This window comes from Haloferax massiliensis (assembly GCF_001368915.1).
GTDB lineage: Archaea > Halobacteriota > Halobacteria > Halobacteriales > Haloferacaceae > Haloferax > Haloferax massiliensis.
This window is the reverse complement of record NZ_CSTE01000001.1, coordinates 318,101-334,256: the sequence shown is the minus strand read 5'-3', so window position 1 is coordinate 334,256 and position 16,156 is coordinate 318,101. Positions and strand designations below refer to the sequence as shown.

Here is a 16,156-nt window from a genome sequence, read left to right as displayed (position 1 = left end):
CTATCCAACTAGTGGTGGTGCGTGCGTCACCTCTAGGTGACTAGATTCTCAACTGAAAATCAGTTGGTATCGCTGGATTCTATGTGGTATGTTATCATTCGAAGACGCGTTCGACCAGCTTTCGCTCGGCCGCGCGCAGGTGGTACTGGTAGGTCGGCGCGCTGATGTCGAACGTCTCGGCGAGCGTCTCGGCGGTGCTGCGGCGCGGCCACTCGTAGAAGCCGGCGAGGTGGGCCGCCCGAATCGACTCGTGTTGCCGGCTCGTCCACGCCTCTCGCATCTCGGCGGCGAACGTCTGCGGCGAGTCGGCTCCCTCGGCGGTCCGCCGCGACAGCAGTCCCGTCCCGGGGTAGTTCGCGTCGAGCGCGTCGACGAACGACCGGACCCGGATTCGCTCGGGGACCTCGGCGGTGAGCGTGGTCTGGGTCGGCGTCGCGTCGAGCGCCCGCAGCGTCGCCTCCGAGGCGTACAGCGTCTCGAAAAGCGACTCCCGCGGGAGACGGAGTTCGAACAGCGACCCCGAGTCGTCGGTCGAGACGTGGCGCACGCGGGTCGCGATGTCCCGCCCGGCGGCGACGACGTCCTCGGGCTCCGCGTCGCTGGCGACGAACGCGATGACCGAGCCGTCGGACTGCGGGATGACGCCGCCGAGGCTCACCGCGTCGCCGACCCGCCGGGCGAGTCGCGACAGCGACAGTCGGTCGCCGCCGAGCCGTATCTGCACGTCCGTCCGGCGCTCTGTCAGCATGGCGTCGGCGCGCCCCGTGGCCGCGAGCGCGTAGCCGACCGTCTCCCCCAGTTCAGTGAGCAAGCCGTCGTCGTTGTCGACGACTTCCGACCCGGTCGCGTGGACGACGAACAGCGCCTCCACCCGGTCGTCGGCGACCGCGGGGATGACCGCGACGGCGCGGAACCCGTAGCTGAGCGCGTCGCCGCGGTGGTCGGCCCACGCGGGGTCGTCGAGCACGTCCGCTATCACCCGTATCTCTCGGCTCTCGATGGCGGCTTCGAGCAGCGAAAACAGCGGCTCCGCGGTCGCTACTTCCCCCAGTCGGTCGGCGTAGGCGGTGTCCGCGCCGTGGACCGCGTCGCTCGGCGGGCGGTACGTCTCGTCTACGTCGCTGGCCTCGGCGTGCCAGACGACGGCCACGCCGTCGGCGTCGACGAGTTGTTCGGCGACGGCCGACAGCGCCTCGCCGCGGGTCGGCGCGCGGATGAGCGACCGGTTGATGTTCCTGATGGTCGCGTTGATTCGGTCGAGACGCGTGAGCGCCTCGTTTTGGGCTTCGAGCCGGCGGTCGCGCTCGCGCAGTTCCGCCTCGGCGTCGATGCGGTCGAGCAACTCCTCGACGGTCGCCGACAGCAGGTTCACGAGTTCCACGTCGACCTCGGTCGGCGCGACGGTGCCGGGGTGGCCGGTGACGAGCACGCCGTGGCGACCCAGCGGCGCGGCGATGACCCGCTCGACGCCGTCGACGACGCCCCCGTCGGGCGCGAGTTCGACCACGCGGACGTCGCCGGAGACGAACGCGTCCCAGACGCCGCCGCGGTCGAGGCCGCCCTCGAACGGCTTGTCGCCGAGCCCGGTCCCGGCCGCGCCCACGCGGACGAGGCTCGTGTCCGCCTCGTCGAAGACGTACAGCTCCGTCCGGGCGTCGCCGAGCACCTCGTCGCAGGCGTCGACGGTCGCGCGGAGGACCGCCTGTCTGTCGGTCGCGCCCATCATCTCGCGGGTCCGGTCGTGGAGCGTCGCCAGCAGGCGCTCGTAGCGGTGTCGCTTCGTCACGTCGCGGAGGACGCCGACGGAGCCGATTTCCTCGCCGCCGACGACGAGCGGCGTCCGGTGGTTCTCGACGCGGACGACCTCGTCGTCGGGCGTCCGGAGTTCGAACTCGACGATTCCCCGCGACGCGGCCGCGAACGCCTCGTCGCTCCCGTCGGTCGCGGTCGCGTTCTCGGCGAGCAGCCCCGTCGGCGACCCGATGACGCGGTCGCGGTCGAGGCCGGTGAGCCGCTCGAACGCCGGGTTGACCGCCACGAACCGCCCCTCGTCGTCCAGCGCGTACACCGCGTCGGCGACGGCCTCGACCATCCGCCCGTACTGCTCGGCTTCGGCCTCGCGTTCCAACTGCTCCGTGATGTCGGTGAAGTAGACCGACAGTCCCGTCTCGGAGGGGTACGCCCGAACCGCGTACCACGTTTCGAGGCGGTCGTAGTAGGTCTCGAACGTCGCGGGCTCCTGTCGCTCCATCGCGCGCTCGAACTCCTTGCGGAAGACGGCGGCCTCGGGCACCGAGTCCCAGATGCGCGTCCCCAGCACCGACGCGGCGGACATGCCGAGCCCGTGTTCGGCCGTCGAGTTGACGTAGGTGACGCGCCAGTCCGCGTCGAAGCCCATCACCGCCTCGTCCATCCGCTCTAAGACCTCCGAGAGCGCGCTTTTGAGTTCGTGGCGCTCGGTCGCCGCGCCGACGACGGCCGCGATGTTCTCCAAGAACAGCACGTCGTCGTCGGCGAACCGGCCGCGGGCGACCGCGTGGACGACGATGGCTCCCCACCGGGTTCCGTCGCCGCGGATGGCCGCGCTCATCCCGCTTTTCGGCACCGACGCCCCCGCGCCGTCCGTGTGCTCGAAGCGCCCGTCCGCGTCGAAGTCGTCGACGAGCGTCGAGCGCCCGGTCCGGTACGTCTCGGCCGCCTGCGTCCCCTCGGTCGCGGTGGGTCCGCGACCCCGATTCGCCGACCAGCCCGCGGCGGCGGCGACGCGAAACGCGCCGTCGTCGAGGCCCTCGAACACCGTGACCGAGTCCGCCCCGAGCACGTCGCGGACCCGCCGGGCGGCGTGGTCGAGCGTCGAGTCGAGGTCGACGGCGGTCAGCGCCCGCGTGCCCACCTCGGAGACGACGCGCTGTTGCTCGATGCGGTCTCTGTGGTTCTGCGCGAGGGTGTACTCGCCGAGCGCCCGCTCGACGCGGGCGGCCACCCACGACATCGTCTCTGGGTCGTCGTCGCGGACGACGTAGTCCGTCGCGCCGGCGTCGACCGCGCGCGCCGCGACCTCGCTGTCGGCGGCCGCGACGACGACGGGAACGTCGAGGCCCTGCGCGTAGACGTCGCGGACGAACGCCTCCTCGTCGCCGGCCGCCGTGGGTGCGGTAAGAACGACACACGAGACGGCCGCCGAGGCGGAGACGAGTTCCGCGCGCGCCGCGGCGGGGGTGCGGACGTGACGGACGGCCGTCACTTCGCCGAGCGACGACAGCGACGAGTCGAGGGCCGCCGCGAACTCGTCGTCGTCACTCACACAGAGCACGGTGGGGGGCGGTAACACAACTCGTGTACGTGGCTCGCCTTGATAAGCCCTCGTTCGGCCGCGAGCGGTCCTGTCAGGCGCTTTGCCACTCGCCCACGTCGAGGACCATGATGTACGCGTCCTCGCCGTCGCCGTAGTAGCTCGGCACCCGGCGGGCGGGTTCGAAGCCGACGCTCCGGTAGAGCCCGATGGCCGGTTCGTTCGAGACGCGGACTTCGAGTTTCACGACCGCCGCGCCCGCGATGGCCATCGCCGTCAGCGACTGGAGGAGCAACCGCCGCCCGAGACCGCCGCCGCGGGCCTCCGGGCGGACCGCGAGGTCCTTGACGTGGCCGATATCGTTGCCGTGGTTCGGCATCACGTCGGCGACGACGTAGCCGAGCACCTCGCCCCCGCGGGCGGCGACGAGGAACGCCGGCTCGTCGACGAACATCTCGAACGCGGAGTACGGCCACGGCTCGGAGAAACAGGTCCGCTCGATGCGGAGCACGTCGAGGAGGTCGGCCCGGTCGACCCGCCTGACGACCGCGTCGTCGAACGCCGTCACGTCCGGCGCTACGTGGTTGGCACGCAAAAGCCCGACGGCACGGGGCCGCGGGGGTGACGGACGCATCGAGGCGGCTGGTCCGGAGCGGACGCTCACGGGAGCGGTCGGCGCGGCCCTCGGCCCCCGCCGTGGCCGCCGCTCGCCGGGCGAAAAAGCGAGAAAGTGGTTGGTCGCGTTCAGTCGTCCGCGGGGGCAGCGCCGCCCTCGGCCTGCTGCTTCGTGAGGGGGAGCTTGCCGCCGGCGGTGAGGATACGACGCTCGCGCTCGGAGGCGTGCAGGTTCGCCGTCGCTTCCCAGTCGTCGTTCACGCGGATGGTGAACTCTTCCTGGCCGGATTCGACGGCAGCGGCCACGTCGTCGACGATTTCGACGTCGTCGCCCTGCTCGATCTGCTCGTACGTCTCCTCGTCGATGGCGAGGGGGACGATACCGAAGTTGAACAGGTTCGCCTTGTGGATGCGAGCGAACGACTGCGCGAGGACGGCCTCGATGCCGAGGTACATCGGACACATCGCGGCGTGTTCGCGGGAGGAGCCCTGACCGTAGTTCTCGCCCGCGACGAGGACGCCGGTGCCGGCTTCCTTGGCGCGCTGGGCGAACGTCTCGTCGACGCGCGAGAGCGTGAAGTCCGAGAGGCGCTCGATGTTCGAGCGGAACTTGAGGATGTCGGACGTCGCCGGGATGATGTGGTCGGTCGTGATGTTGTCCTCCATCTTCAGGAGGGTCTCACCCGAGATGTTCGAGCCGAGGGGGTCCTGCAGGGGAACTTCGCCGATGTTCGGGCCCTTGATGAGCTCGTCGTCGATGGCGTCGTCGGCGTAGATGAGGTCCGTCTTCGAGCCGTCGTACTCGTCGGGGAGTTCGACGCCGGGGGCGTCGAGTCCGAGTTCGTCGGCGAGGTCGCGGGGGTCAACGATTTCGCCCTTGAGCGCCGCGGCGGCGGCGACCTGCGGCGAGCAGAGGTAGACGTTGTCGTCTTCGATGCCCGAGCGGCCCTCGAAGTTGCGGTTGAAGGTGCGCAGCGAGACGGAGTCGGAGGCGGGGACGTGGCCGATACCGATACACGGGCCACAGGTCGCCTCGGAGACGTTGACGCCGGCCGCCATCATCTCGGCCGTCCAGCCCTCGCGGGCGAGCATCTCGCCGGCCTGCTTCGAACCGGGCGCGACGATCATTTCGAGGTGCTTTGCGACCTCCTGGTCCTTGACCATCTTCGCGGCCGGGAGGACGTCCTCGTAGCCGCCGTTGGTACAGGAACCGACGAGGACCTGCTCGACCGTCTCGCCGGCGACTTCGCGGACCGGAACCACGTTGTCGGGCATCGACGGGCAGGCGATGAGCGGTTCGAGGTCGCCGAGGTCGATGACGATTTCGTCGGCGTACTCGGCGTCGTCGTCGGCCGTCAGCTCGACGTACTCGTCGCCGCGACCCTGGCGTTCGAGGTAGTCTTTGGTCTTCTCGTCGGTCTCGAACAGCGACGAGGTGGCGCCGAGTTCGGTCCCCATGTTGGTGATGGTGGTTCGCTCGGGCACGGTGAGCGATTCAGCACCGGGGCCGGTGTACTCGAACACCTTGCCGACGCCGCCCTTGACGGTCTCGCGGCGGAGCATTTCGAGGATGACGTCCTTCGCGGAGGACCACTCGGGGAGTTCGCCTTCGAGGCGGACGTTCACGACCTCCGGCATCTCGACGTAGTACGCGCCGCCGCCCATGGCGACAGCGATGTCGAGGCCGCCGGCACCGATGGCGAGCTGGCCGAGGCCGCCGGGGGTCGGCGTGTGGGAGTCCGAGCCGAGGAGCGTCTTGCCGGGCGCGGCGAAGTTCTCCTTGTGGACGTTGTGGCAGATACCGTTGCCGGGGCGGGAGAAGTGGGCACCATATGTCCCGGCCGCGGAACGGAGGAAGCGGTGGTCGTCCGTGTTCTTGAAGTCGAACTGGTAGGTCTGGTGGTCGCAGTACTGGGCGGCGAGCTCAGTCTGCGCCTCGTCGAGGTCGAGCGCCTCGAACTGGAGCCAGACCATCGTCCCGGTCGTGTCCTGCATCAGGACTTGGTCGATTTCGATTCCGATCTCCTCTCCGGGGGTGAGGTCACCCTCGACGAGGTGGTCCGAGAGAATCTTTTCCGTGAGCGTCTGTCCCATAACACCCGAACGTCGATGGTCCTCGGATATAAATCCCGCGTACTTCCCTATCTTCGAACGTGAACGATAGCGCCGTCTCGGGGTTTCTAGCGTCTAAGGGCCATTAAACTCCTTGTTGGTTCTCCCATGTGACTGGTCACCGCGGGGGTCGTCACCGACCCAAACGGTGAGCGATTTCGACCCCGTTGTGGCCCCGAACGCGGGGGGGTCGTGTGAGGGGTGACGACGGCCGAGGTTCGGCACAGTTTTGCGCTCGCTGGACGGGGTTCGGATATGCACCGCGCTGGCTCGTTCGTCGCACAGCACATCTCGCCGGTCACGGCCGAACAGGTCCAACCCAACGGCGTCGACCTGACGCTCGAAGCGGTCCTCGAACAGGTCGAACCGGGCCGACTCGGCCGCGAGGGCAAGACCGTCGGGGAGCGCCGCGCCCTCGACTTCGCCGACCCGGAGACCGAGACGTACCGACTCGGCCCCGGCGGCTACGTCCTCCAGTACGCCGAGACGGTCCGCATCCCCGAGGACCACGTCGGCTTCATCTACCCGCGGTCGTCGCTCATGCGGAACTCCTGTATGCTGAACACGGCCGTCTGGGACGCCGGCTACGAGGGGAAAGGCGAGGGCCTCCTACAGGTCCACCACCCGGTCGAACTCGAACGCGGCGCGCGCGTCGCCCAAATCGTCCTCGCGGACGCGACTCACGACGAGACCTACGACGGGAGCTATCAGGGCGAGCGCACCCGCTGACGACCGCCGACCGCGGCTCTCGGAGGCAGTCGCCCGCCGGATGCTACCGGATGAATACCGATATCCCGATTCACGGGACGTTCTCGGCAATGACGAATTCCTTTCAAGTCGGTGGGCGTCGTATCTGTTCTCGCGGAGGGCACGTCGGGCCGAAACGAGGGGCGACCTGTACACACTGAACCTCCGCAACTTCCTCCTTCCACATCTTCGTCTTCGTCGCTTCGCGCGTTCCCGCGAACACGCTCCGTACCCGTGAGCCGCGGCGTCGCGCTGCCGGCTTTCGATTCGCCGCCGCGAGCGAGCGCCACGGGGGCACCGTCACCTAAAGCCGCTTCGAGCGCGGCAGTCGGGTTCTCTGACCCAAAGGCACATTTACGCCCATGCCTAAGTGTGGCCAATCACTGATGTCACGGAGTCCATCTCTCCCGGAACGTCCTCATCTCGATCTGGACCCCGAGATGTCGGATGCAGAGCGGCTGTCTGCACTCCGCCAGCACTTCGAACGCATGGTCGACGTCAACCGCGAACTCGACCAGCGGCTCCAGAACGCCGACGACCGCCACGCCGAGTTGGTCGACGAGGTCGACCAGATGAAAGCGCGCAACGAGGCCCTGAAGACGGCCTCGTACTACATCGCCACGGTCGAGGAGCTGACCGACGACGGCGTCATCATCAAGCAGCACGGCAACAACCAGGAGGTCCTGACCGAGTTCGCACCGAACCTGAACATCGACGACATCGAGCCCGGCGACCGCGTCGCCATCAACGACTCGTTCGCCGTCCAGACCGTCCTCGACGACGAGACGGACGCGCGGGCGCAGGCGATGGAGGTCGTCGAGTCGCCGACGGTCACCTACGACGACATCGGCGGCATCGACGAGCAGGTCCGCGAGGTCCGCGAGGCGGTCGAACAGCCCCTCGAAAACCCCGAGATGTTCGCGGAAGTCGGCATCGACCCGCCGTCCGGCGTGCTCCTGTACGGCCCGCCGGGCACCGGGAAGACGATGCTCGCCAAGGCCGTCGCCAACGAGACCAACGCCTCGTTCATCAAGATGGCCGGCTCCGAACTCGTCCAGAAGTTCATCGGCGAGGGCGCGCGACTCGTCCGCGACCTGTTCAAGCTCGCCGCCGAGCGCGAGCCGGTGGTCATCTTCATCGACGAGATCGACGCCGTCGCCTCGAAGCGCACGGACTCGAAGACCTCCGGCGACGCCGAGGTCCAGCGCACGATGATGCAACTCCTCTCGGAGATGGACGGCTTCGACGACCGCGGCGACATCCGCATCATCGCGGCGACCAACCGCTTCGACATGCTCGACGAGGCCATCCTCCGCCCCGGTCGGTTCGACCGCCTCATCGAGGTTCCCAAGCCCGCCGTCGAGGGCCGCCGCCGCATCCTCGATATCCACACCCGCGACATGAACGTCGCCGACGACGTGGACCTCGACGCGCTCGCAGAGGAACTCGACGACTACTCCGGCGCGGACATCGCGTCGCTCACGACCGAGGCCGGTATGTTCGCCATCCGCGAGGGGCGGACCGAGGTGGCGAGCGCGGACTTCGACGCCGCCCACGAGAAGCTCTCGAACGTCGATGAGTCCGGCACCGGCCCCATCTCGGGCTTCACGGACTACCAGTACTGAGCGCTCCGTCCGGGGGTATCGCGCGTCCGTCCCCCGCTGGCTTTCGAGCGCCGCTATTCGTAACCCCCTTTTCCACCGCCGCGAGAGTTCGGACATGAACACGATTCGCGTCGTCCGCGGGGTCGGCACCGCCCCCACCGAGATGGCGTCGTACGACGCCGCGCTCGCCGCCGCCAACGTCCACAACTACAACCTCGTCGCCGTCTCGTCGGTCGTCCCCGCCGACGCGACCGTCGAGGCGGTCGACGTGGCCCCCGACCTCGGTCCCGCCGGCAACCGCCTGACCGTGGTGCAGGCCCGCGAGACGACTTCGACGCCCGGCGAGACGGCGGTCGCCGGTCTCGGCTGGGCGACCGGCTCCGGGCCCGGCCTGTTCTACGAGGCGTCCGGAACCGACGAAGACGACGTCCGCGCGGCCGTCCTCGACGGCCTCGACGCGGGCCGAAACCTCCGCGAGTGGTCGTTCGACGACGAGGAGGTCGCGCTCACCACCGGCACCCACGAGGGCGACGGCTACACCACCGCCGTCACGGTCGCGGCCTACGGGCAGAGCGAATCCGTCTTCTGAGACTCCGCGCTGACCGACGGACTCATCAGCGTTTGTGAGTATTGCTCCGACATGAGTGGTGACGCGCCGTTCGACCTGTCCCCGTGGCGAGTGGCGCTCATCTACGCCGCCTTCGGCTTCCTCTGGGTCGCGACGAGCGACAGTCTCGTGGAGGGGCTTCCGAACCACGAGCTCATCCAGACGGCGAAGGGATGGCTGTTCGTCGGCCTGTCGGCGCTGTTGGTGTACGCCCTCGTCGACCGGAGTCAGACCGAACTGAACCGGACCTCCAAACGGCTGGAGTCGACGCTCGCGCACACGAGCGTCCTCCATCGAATCCTCAGACACGACATCAGGAACGCCTGCACCGCCATCCTCGGCTACGCCGAACTGGTCGAGTCGCGGGACGACGCGGACGCGAACACCGACCCCGTGGAGGCGATTCGACACCGAGCGAACCGACTGGTGGAGGTGAGCGACGAGGTCGCGCTCCTCAGGACCGTCGAACTCGCGGAGGGGAACGAGGTCGACGTCGACCTCTCGTGTGCGGTCGCCGACGCCGTCGATGACCTCGAAATCGAGCATTCTGCGGTGCGGGTTTCCGTCACCTCGCCGGAGACGCTCACCGTGCGGGCGCACCCGGCGCTCCCGCGAAGCATCGCCGAACTGCTCGACAACGCCGTCGTCCACGCCGACTGCGACGAGCCGAAGATTCACGTCGCCGTCTGGCAACTCGGCGAGGTCGTCGGCGTGACCGTCACCGACAACGGTCCCGGCATCCCGGACGCCGAGCGCGAGGCCCTGCTTTCGGGGTCGGAGACGCCGCTTTCGCACACCAGCGGCGTCGGCCTCTGGCTGGTCCGCGCCATCGTCGACGCCTCCGGCGGGTCGCTCGACATTTCGACACCGAAGGCCCACGGGACCGTCGTCACCGTCTCGCTTCCGCGAACGGCCTGACGGCGGCGTCACCGGGTCGTCATCCCGCTGTTATCCCGCCGTCGCCGCGTCGTCACCCAGTTTCGATTCGCCACCGCGCCGCCGACCGACGACGGCTTTTTACACGTCCTTCCCGTATCGCAGACGACTGATGAACGGGAACAACCCATATGCGGGCGCTCCCGGCGTGACTGGGGCCGGTCAGGCGTCGCCCGACCGAGAACTGACCGTCGAGCAGATGGACGCGCTCCGGCGGGCGGTCGCCGGTATCGTCTCGCGGACGGAGTCGTACCTCCCCGAGGGCTTCGCCGTCGGGTCGGAGCTCTCGACCGGGATGAACGGGCCGCTCGCCACCGTGGCCGTCCATCCGCCGGTCGGCCACCCCGTCAGCGCCGGCTTCTCGCCGGACGCCGACGAACTCGACGCCGGACTCACCGACGAAGACCGCAACGAGGTCGCCCGCGGACTCGCCGCCACCGCGGCGTTTCAGGTCATGAGCGCCGTCGGCGACGACCTCACGCCCGCCGCGCGGTAACCCGCGCCGACCCCCATCGCTGTCGGGGTCCGAGTGGCGACTGACGCGCCGTTGCGACCTGCCGATCGGTTCCTCGCCGCCGTCCCGTCGCCTCGTCCTGCGTTTCAGCGCCGCGCTCCCGTCAGTTCAGAACGAGAACAATACACTTCACGGAGGCGGTCGAAAGACGAACAGCAGGAAGCCCACGATGATGAGCGTCGCGTCGGTCTCGGCGGACGCGTCCGACTCGCCCGTCGGACCGGCCGCCGACCGCGGTGTCGCAACGAACAACCCGTAGGCGAGCACGGCCGCCGAGACGAGGCCGCTCGCGCCGACAACGAGCGAAAGTGGGAGCGGCGAGAGCGCGCCGACCGCCGTCCCGACGGCGAGCGGGAGCGGTAGTGTCGCGAGGATGGCGTCGTACCGCGTCGCTTTCGTGACGATGCTGTCGCTATGGGGTGTTCGTGTGCGCATGATACCACTCGGCGACGGGTACGAACGTCTGAATATTAGCTATTTCGCCCGACGGGACGGCCGTGCGGCTCACGGATATGCTGAGTCAACGGAAGACTCGGGGCGCGACGAGTCGCCTATTTTCCCCAGAAGGGGTCGCGGCGGCGGTGCTTTTCGAGGTAGCCCGACAGCGCCTCCAGTTCGTCGGTGGGGATGTCGTCGCGGAGCTCCTGTTCGAGAATCTTCGCGTGCTTTTCGGGGAGTTCGATCCAGAGTTCGTCACCCTCCTCTATCTGGCGGCCGACCGTCGGGCCGTCGATGGCGACGCTGACCCGCGAGCCGGCGCGGGCGCTCGACACGTCCTCGCCGTTTTCTTGGATGCCCGAGAGCTGACCGACGCGGTTCGCCTCGCCGTCTTCCCACTTCACGACGTTCATGTTGTTCTTGATGGTCCCGGACATGACTTCGACCCCGACGACGGCGGGGTTGTTCTGCCGGAAGACGTGGTCCTGGAGGATGCGGAAGCGACACGGGCGGACGATTTTGTCGAGAATCGTCTCCTGTTGGGCGCGTTTCATCTCCTCGACGTGCTCTTCGTACTCCTCGACGAGCTGATAGATGACGTCGTCTTCGAACAGCTTCACGTCGTTCTTTTCGAGTTCGGCCTCGGCGTTCGAGAGCACGTCCACGTTGAACCCGAGGATGACCTTGTGCTCGGGTTCGCGGGCGGTCGAGGCGACGGCCACGTCGCGCGGAGCGATGTCTCCGACCTCGGCGCGGAGGATGGGTACCTCGGCCTCCTGTAAGGCGTTCGCCATCGCTTCGAGGCTGCCGAGCGTGTCGGCCTTGACGACGACGCCCTCCTCTTCGGTGGTGACCTCGATATCCGCGAGTTCGGCTTCGACCTCGCGGACGACCTCGTCGAGGTCGCGGTCGCCGACGACGCGGACCGGCGCGCCGGCCATCGCGTCTTCGAGGTCGGGGGCGGCGATTTTCACGCCGGCCGCGGCGCGGACCTCCTCGACCTTGTCGAACCGCTTTTCGGTCCGAATCTCGGCGTTCGGACGGGGCTGGAGGAGCGCGCGGACCTCGGTGACGATGGGGTCGTTCGCGCCGCCGACGACGACGGTGTCGCCCGCGCGAATCGTCCCGTCGTAGAGGACCACGTCGAGGGTCGCGCCGAAGCCGCGTTCCTCCTTGACTTCGAGGACCGTCCCGGATCCGGGACCGGCCACGTCGATGGCCATCTCGTCTTTCATGTAGCGCTGCGAGAGGCCCATCAGGACGCCCAGCAGGTCGGGGATGCCCTCGCCGGTCAGCGCGGAGACGGGGACGACGCCGATGTTGGACTGGAAGTTCTGGACGCGCCAGTAGAAGTCCGAGGAGAAGCCTCGGTCGGAGAGTTCGCCGATAATCTCGTACAGTTTCTCGTCGAGTTTCGAGCGGGCGCGCTGGGACTGCTCCTCGTAGGTCTTCTGGATGGGGGCCCCCTCTTGGGGGTTCCAGCCCGGCGTCGTGTCTATCTTGTTCGCGGCCACGATGAACGGCGTCCCCGTCCGCTTGAGGATGTCGATGGCCTCCTCGGTCTGCGGCTGGAAGCTGTCGTTCACGTCGACCACGAGGATGGCGATGTCGGCGAGCGCCCCGCCGCGCGAGCGGAGGGTGCTAAAGGAGTGGTGGCCCGGCGTGTCGATGAACAACAGCCCCGGGAGGTCGAAGTCCTCGGGTTTGACCAGACTGCCGGCCATCTGCGAGACGGTGTCTAAGGGGACCGCGGTCGCGCCGATGTGCTGGGTGATGGCGCCGGCTTCGCCCTCGCTGACGGCGGAGCCGCGAATCTTGTCGAGAAGACTCGTCTTCCCGTGGTCCACGTGGCCGAGGACGGCCACGATGGGTGTGCGAAGCGTATCGGATTGTGACGTCGAATCAGTGTCGGACATGGAGAATCGCCCCGGAGAAAGCTCTTACCGGAATCGAGTCGGTGACTCAAGTTAAGTCCATCGTCACGCCCGCGCCCACGAGTCCGCGATTCACCGTGTCGACTGTTCTCGCGGCCCGCAGGCGAATCCGGGCGTCCGTCGGCCGCCCGTCAGACGTGCCCGTGCCGTTTATGTGAACCGACGAGGAAGGGGTGTGTATGGCCGACATACTCGCCGAGAACCTCTCCGGAAAGGCCGTCATGGGCTCGGACGGGACGGAACTCGGGATGCTGTACAACATCACGATGGACCTGAAGTCGGGCGAGCTTCACGACCTGCTCGTCCAGCCGAACGAGCAGATTTCCCCCGGTCGCGTCTCGTTCGACCGGGACGACCGCGGACGGTTCCGAGTCCCGGTGAACCGCGTGCAGGCGGTCAAGGATTACATCGTCGTCCAACGGTAGACTCAGGATAGATTCTCAATGCGGATTCTCGACGCTTCTGCGTTCATCAACGAGTACCACACCGACGACGAGACGGCCTCGATTCCCCTCGTCAAGGAAGAACTCACCGGCGAGCACGCCTTCCGCTTCGACGCCCTCGAAGGCGCGGGAATGTACGTCCACATCCCCGGACAGGGGACCGTGGACAAGGTGCTCCGCGCCGCGGGCGAGACCGGCGACCGCGACGTGCTCTCGGAGACCGACACGCGCCTCATCGCCGCCGCGTTCGAACTCGACGCGACGCTCGTCACCGACGACTACGCGATGCAGAACGTCGCCGAGCGGCTCAACGTCGGCGTCGAAGTCATCGCCCAAGACGGCATCGCGGAACAGCGAAGCTGGAAGTTCCAGTGTCAGGGCTGCGGCCGGGAGTTCGACGAGAACAAAGAGCGCTGTCCCATCTGCGGGATGGAGCTGTCGCGGAAGAACCCGGCGTAAGCCGGCCGACTCAGCGGCTCGATTCCCCTTTTTCAGACCATGCCGGTCGCCTGCGCGTAGCTCACGAGGAACTGGACCGCGTTGTACAGCCCGTGGACCAGCGCGGCGACCAGCAGGTTCCCGCTCTTCTCGTAGACGAGCGCGAGGACGCTCCCGAGGACGAACACCATCCCCAGCGAGACGTACAGCCCCTCGCCGGAGAACGACCAGAGGTGAATCGACGCGAACACCAGACTGGACAGGACGACCGCGGGCGCGGGACCCCAGAGTCGGCGGAGTTCACCGAAGGCGATGCCGCGGAAAATAAGCTCCTCCGCCGGGCCGACGAGGACGATGGTGATGACCGTGAGATACAGGAAGTACACCGGGTTCTCGCGGCCCTGCTGGGCGATGACGCTGTCGCCGCTCTGGATGCCGAGCGCGGACATCAGCGCCGACGCGCCGAGGTAGACGCCCATCACGGCGACGAACCCGCCCGCAATCCACAGGGCGTCGCGCGCGGTCGGTCGCTCGAACCGAATCAGGTCCCAGTCGTCGCGCATGGAGAGGTAGCCCGCGCCGACGACGCCGAAGCCGACGAACTGTCCGGCGGTCTGTATCGCGCCGATGAGCGCGGTGTCGCCCGGAACCACGCCGCGAGCGAGGCCGGCGGCGACCGAGCCGAGCGTCGCGCCGACGAGGAGCGAAAGGGCGACGACGATGATGATGCCACCGTACGCCTGGAGGTGGTCTGCGGGGCTCGCAGACGAGCGGGCGGTGTCGTGTGCCATTGTCCCCCCTTCGGAACGGTGTCGGATAACCGATTCGGGTCGATTCTCACCAGTCTGTGGAGTCACGTGAGTCTGTGTCGCTTGCGCCGTTTTGAGAGGAGGGCCGGGCTGCGGAACCACCTCGAAAGCCCCCGCCACGACGGCTCCCGCGGGCCGTCGCGGTCCTCGGCCTCCGGCCTGCGGTCCTCACCGCCCCGGGGTTCGCCCTCGCGGCGGCCCCTTTCAGTCCCGCCCCGTGGACTGTTCGGTAGTCGCCGCTGGGTGGTTGTTCGGTAGTCGTCGCAAAAGCTAGTTCTCGGCCGCGGTCGCCGCGACCCTCTCGCTCCGACTACTCCACGACCAGCCGGGACTTCTCTTCGACCGCGTCCGCTTCCTCGAAGTCGCCGCCGCCGAGCAGGCCGCGGGCGGCGCGTTTGCCCCACTCGACCGCCGGCTGGACGAACGTGTCCACGCTGGCGAGTTCGCCGTAGAGGACGCAGGCGGCCTCCATCGCGTAGAGCAGCTCGCCGAGGCCGTACTCGTCGACGCGGTCGAGTTCGATGCGGACGCTCGGGCGGCCGGCCGCGGCGAGGCTCGCCTCGGTCGCCTCGAACTCGGCGTCGAGCAGGTCGCCGAGCGACGAGCCGCCGAGGTACGCGAGGCCGTCGAGGTCGGTCTCGGGGATGGCGACGTCCTTGCGCTCCGCGGCGCGGACGAGGGTCACGAGCTTGTCGCGCGGGCCGGCGCGGTACAGTTGAAGCTGGGAGTGCTGGTCGGTCGCGCCGAGCGCCCGCAGGGGCGTCTGGCCGAGGCCGTCCTTCCCGAGCGACTCGGCCCACAGCTGGGCGAACCACTCGGAGAACGTTTCGAGCGATTCCGCGTAGGGCATCATCGCGTTCTGGTGCATGCCGCGCTCGGCGAGCGCGTAGGAGACCGCGCCGTAGGCGTACGCCGGCGAGTCGAAAAGCGAATCCGACAGGCGCGCCTCCTGTGCGGCCGCGCCCTCCAAGACCGCCTCGATGTCGTGACCGCAGAGTGCCGCGGCGGCGAGGCCGACCGTCGAGAGCACCGAAAACCGACCGGGGACGCCGTCCGGGACGGGGAGCGACGGGAGGTCGTGCTTGTCGGCGAGGTCGCGGAGGTTGCCCTCCTCGCCGGTCGTGACGAAGGTTCGGTCGGCCCAGTCGACGCCCGCGTCGGCCATCGCCTCCCGGACGACGAGGAAGTTCGCCAGCGTCTCGGCGGTCGTGCCGGACCGCGAGACGACGTTGACGACGGTCGACGAGAGGTCAAGCGAGTCGAGGAGGCGCTCGACGGCCTCGGGGTCGACGTTGTCGAGGTAGTAGGCGTCCACGTCGCTTTCGAGCGCGTCGGTGAGGGTGGCCGCGCCGAGGGCGCTCCCGCCGATGCCGACGGTGACGACCGCCGAGGGGTCGTCGAACCGGCTCACCGCGTCGCGAATCGCCGCGGGGTCGGTGCTGTTCGGAAGGTTCAGCGATTCGTAGCCGTGTTCGCCGGCCTCTCGGCCTCGTTCGATGCGGTCGTGGGCGGCCGCGACGCGGCCGTCGAGTCGGTCGAGCGCCTCGCGCGAGACGCCGTGGGCCGACGCCGTGTCGAGGACGTTCCCGAGGTCTACCTGCATACAGGATGCCGCGTCGCCCGGCGTCAAAACGACACCGGTCGCTTTAATCGCGGCCGCTCCCAAG

At 68.4% G+C, this 16,156-nt stretch carries 14 protein-coding genes; 7 read left to right on the top strand and 7 right to left on the bottom strand.

Annotation, left to right across the window (positions count from 1 at the left end):
* Positions 1-94 precede the first annotated feature (94 nt).
* The 3 genes from BN996_RS01525 to BN996_RS01515 all read right to left on the bottom strand — a co-directional run bounded on the left by BN996_RS01525 (position 95) and on the right by BN996_RS01515 (position 6,001).
* Entirely contained in the window at positions 95-3,304 is a 3,210-nt protein-coding gene (locus BN996_RS01525; RefSeq protein WP_089776865.1) for a GAF domain-containing protein, read from the bottom strand.
* An 82-nt stretch (positions 3,305-3,386) separates the two neighbouring features.
* Complete coding sequence (rimI, locus tag BN996_RS01520) at positions 3,387-3,860, bottom strand: ribosomal protein S18-alanine N-acetyltransferase (protein ID WP_089776864.1); 474 nt, start codon at positions 3,858-3,860, stop codon at positions 3,387-3,389.
* Between the two features lie 176 nt (positions 3,861-4,036).
* Entirely contained in the window at positions 4,037-6,001 is a 1,965-nt protein-coding gene (locus BN996_RS01515) for an aconitate hydratase (protein WP_089776863.1), read from the bottom strand.
* Between the two features lie 273 nt (positions 6,002-6,274).
* On the opposite strand from BN996_RS01515, the gene BN996_RS01510 reads away from it, so the two are divergent.
* The 5 genes from BN996_RS01510 (at position 6,275) to BN996_RS01490 (ending at position 10,409) form a co-directional block, all read left to right on the top strand.
* Positions 6,275-6,748, top strand: a complete 474-nt coding sequence (locus BN996_RS01510) for a deoxyuridine 5'-triphosphate nucleotidohydrolase (protein WP_089776862.1) — start codon at positions 6,275-6,277, stop codon at positions 6,746-6,748.
* A 404-nt stretch (positions 6,749-7,152) separates the two neighbouring features.
* Entirely contained in the window at positions 7,153-8,391 is a 1,239-nt protein-coding gene (gene pan2, locus BN996_RS01505) for a proteasome-activating nucleotidase Pan2 (protein ID WP_089776861.1), read from the top strand.
* Positions 8,392-8,485: 94 nt separating this feature from the next.
* Positions 8,486-8,959 carry a pyruvoyl-dependent arginine decarboxylase gene (locus BN996_RS01500; protein ID WP_089776860.1) on the top strand — a complete coding sequence of 158 codons (474 nt, stop codon included), beginning with the start codon at positions 8,486-8,488 and terminating at the stop codon, positions 8,957-8,959.
* Between the two features lie 90 nt (positions 8,960-9,049).
* Entirely contained in the window at positions 9,050-9,895 is an 846-nt protein-coding gene (locus BN996_RS01495; RefSeq protein WP_089777291.1) for a sensor histidine kinase, read from the top strand.
* A gap of 130 nt (positions 9,896-10,025) precedes the next feature.
* Complete coding sequence (locus BN996_RS01490) at positions 10,026-10,409, top strand: DUF5811 family protein (RefSeq protein ID WP_089776859.1); 384 nt, start codon at positions 10,026-10,028, stop codon at positions 10,407-10,409.
* Between the two features lie 147 nt (positions 10,410-10,556).
* On the opposite strand, the gene BN996_RS01485 is transcribed toward BN996_RS01490, so the two are convergent.
* Both BN996_RS01485 and infB read right to left on the bottom strand, forming a co-directional pair.
* Positions 10,557-10,862, bottom strand: coding sequence for a DUF8015 family protein (locus BN996_RS01485; RefSeq protein WP_089776858.1), 306 nt, complete (start codon positions 10,860-10,862; stop codon positions 10,557-10,559).
* 116 nt (positions 10,863-10,978) lie between these two features.
* Entirely contained in the window at positions 10,979-12,781 is a 1,803-nt protein-coding gene (gene infB / locus BN996_RS01480) for a translation initiation factor IF-2 (RefSeq protein ID WP_089776857.1), read from the bottom strand.
* Between the two features lie 197 nt (positions 12,782-12,978).
* Between infB and BN996_RS01475 the strand changes: the two genes are divergently transcribed.
* Entirely contained in the window at positions 12,979-13,224 is a 246-nt protein-coding gene (locus BN996_RS01475) for a PRC-barrel domain-containing protein (RefSeq protein WP_089776856.1), read from the top strand.
* 18 nt (positions 13,225-13,242) lie between these two features.
* Complete coding sequence (locus tag BN996_RS01470) at positions 13,243-13,701, top strand: NOB1 family endonuclease (protein ID WP_004976295.1); 459 nt, start codon at positions 13,243-13,245, stop codon at positions 13,699-13,701.
* Between the two features lie 32 nt (positions 13,702-13,733).
* Here BN996_RS01470 and BN996_RS01465 read toward each other — a convergent pair whose 3' ends face one another.
* Together BN996_RS01465 and BN996_RS01460 are read right to left on the bottom strand one after the other, a co-directional pair.
* Positions 13,734-14,471 carry a CPBP family intramembrane glutamic endopeptidase gene (locus BN996_RS01465; RefSeq protein WP_089776855.1) on the bottom strand — a complete coding sequence of 246 codons (738 nt, stop codon included), beginning with the start codon at positions 14,469-14,471 and terminating at the stop codon, positions 13,734-13,736.
* A gap of 328 nt (positions 14,472-14,799) precedes the next feature.
* Positions 14,800-16,092 carry a glucose-6-phosphate isomerase gene (locus BN996_RS01460; RefSeq protein ID WP_089776854.1) on the bottom strand — a complete coding sequence of 431 codons (1,293 nt, stop codon included), beginning with the start codon at positions 16,090-16,092 and terminating at the stop codon, positions 14,800-14,802.
* Between the last annotated feature and the right edge of the window lie 64 nt (positions 16,093-16,156).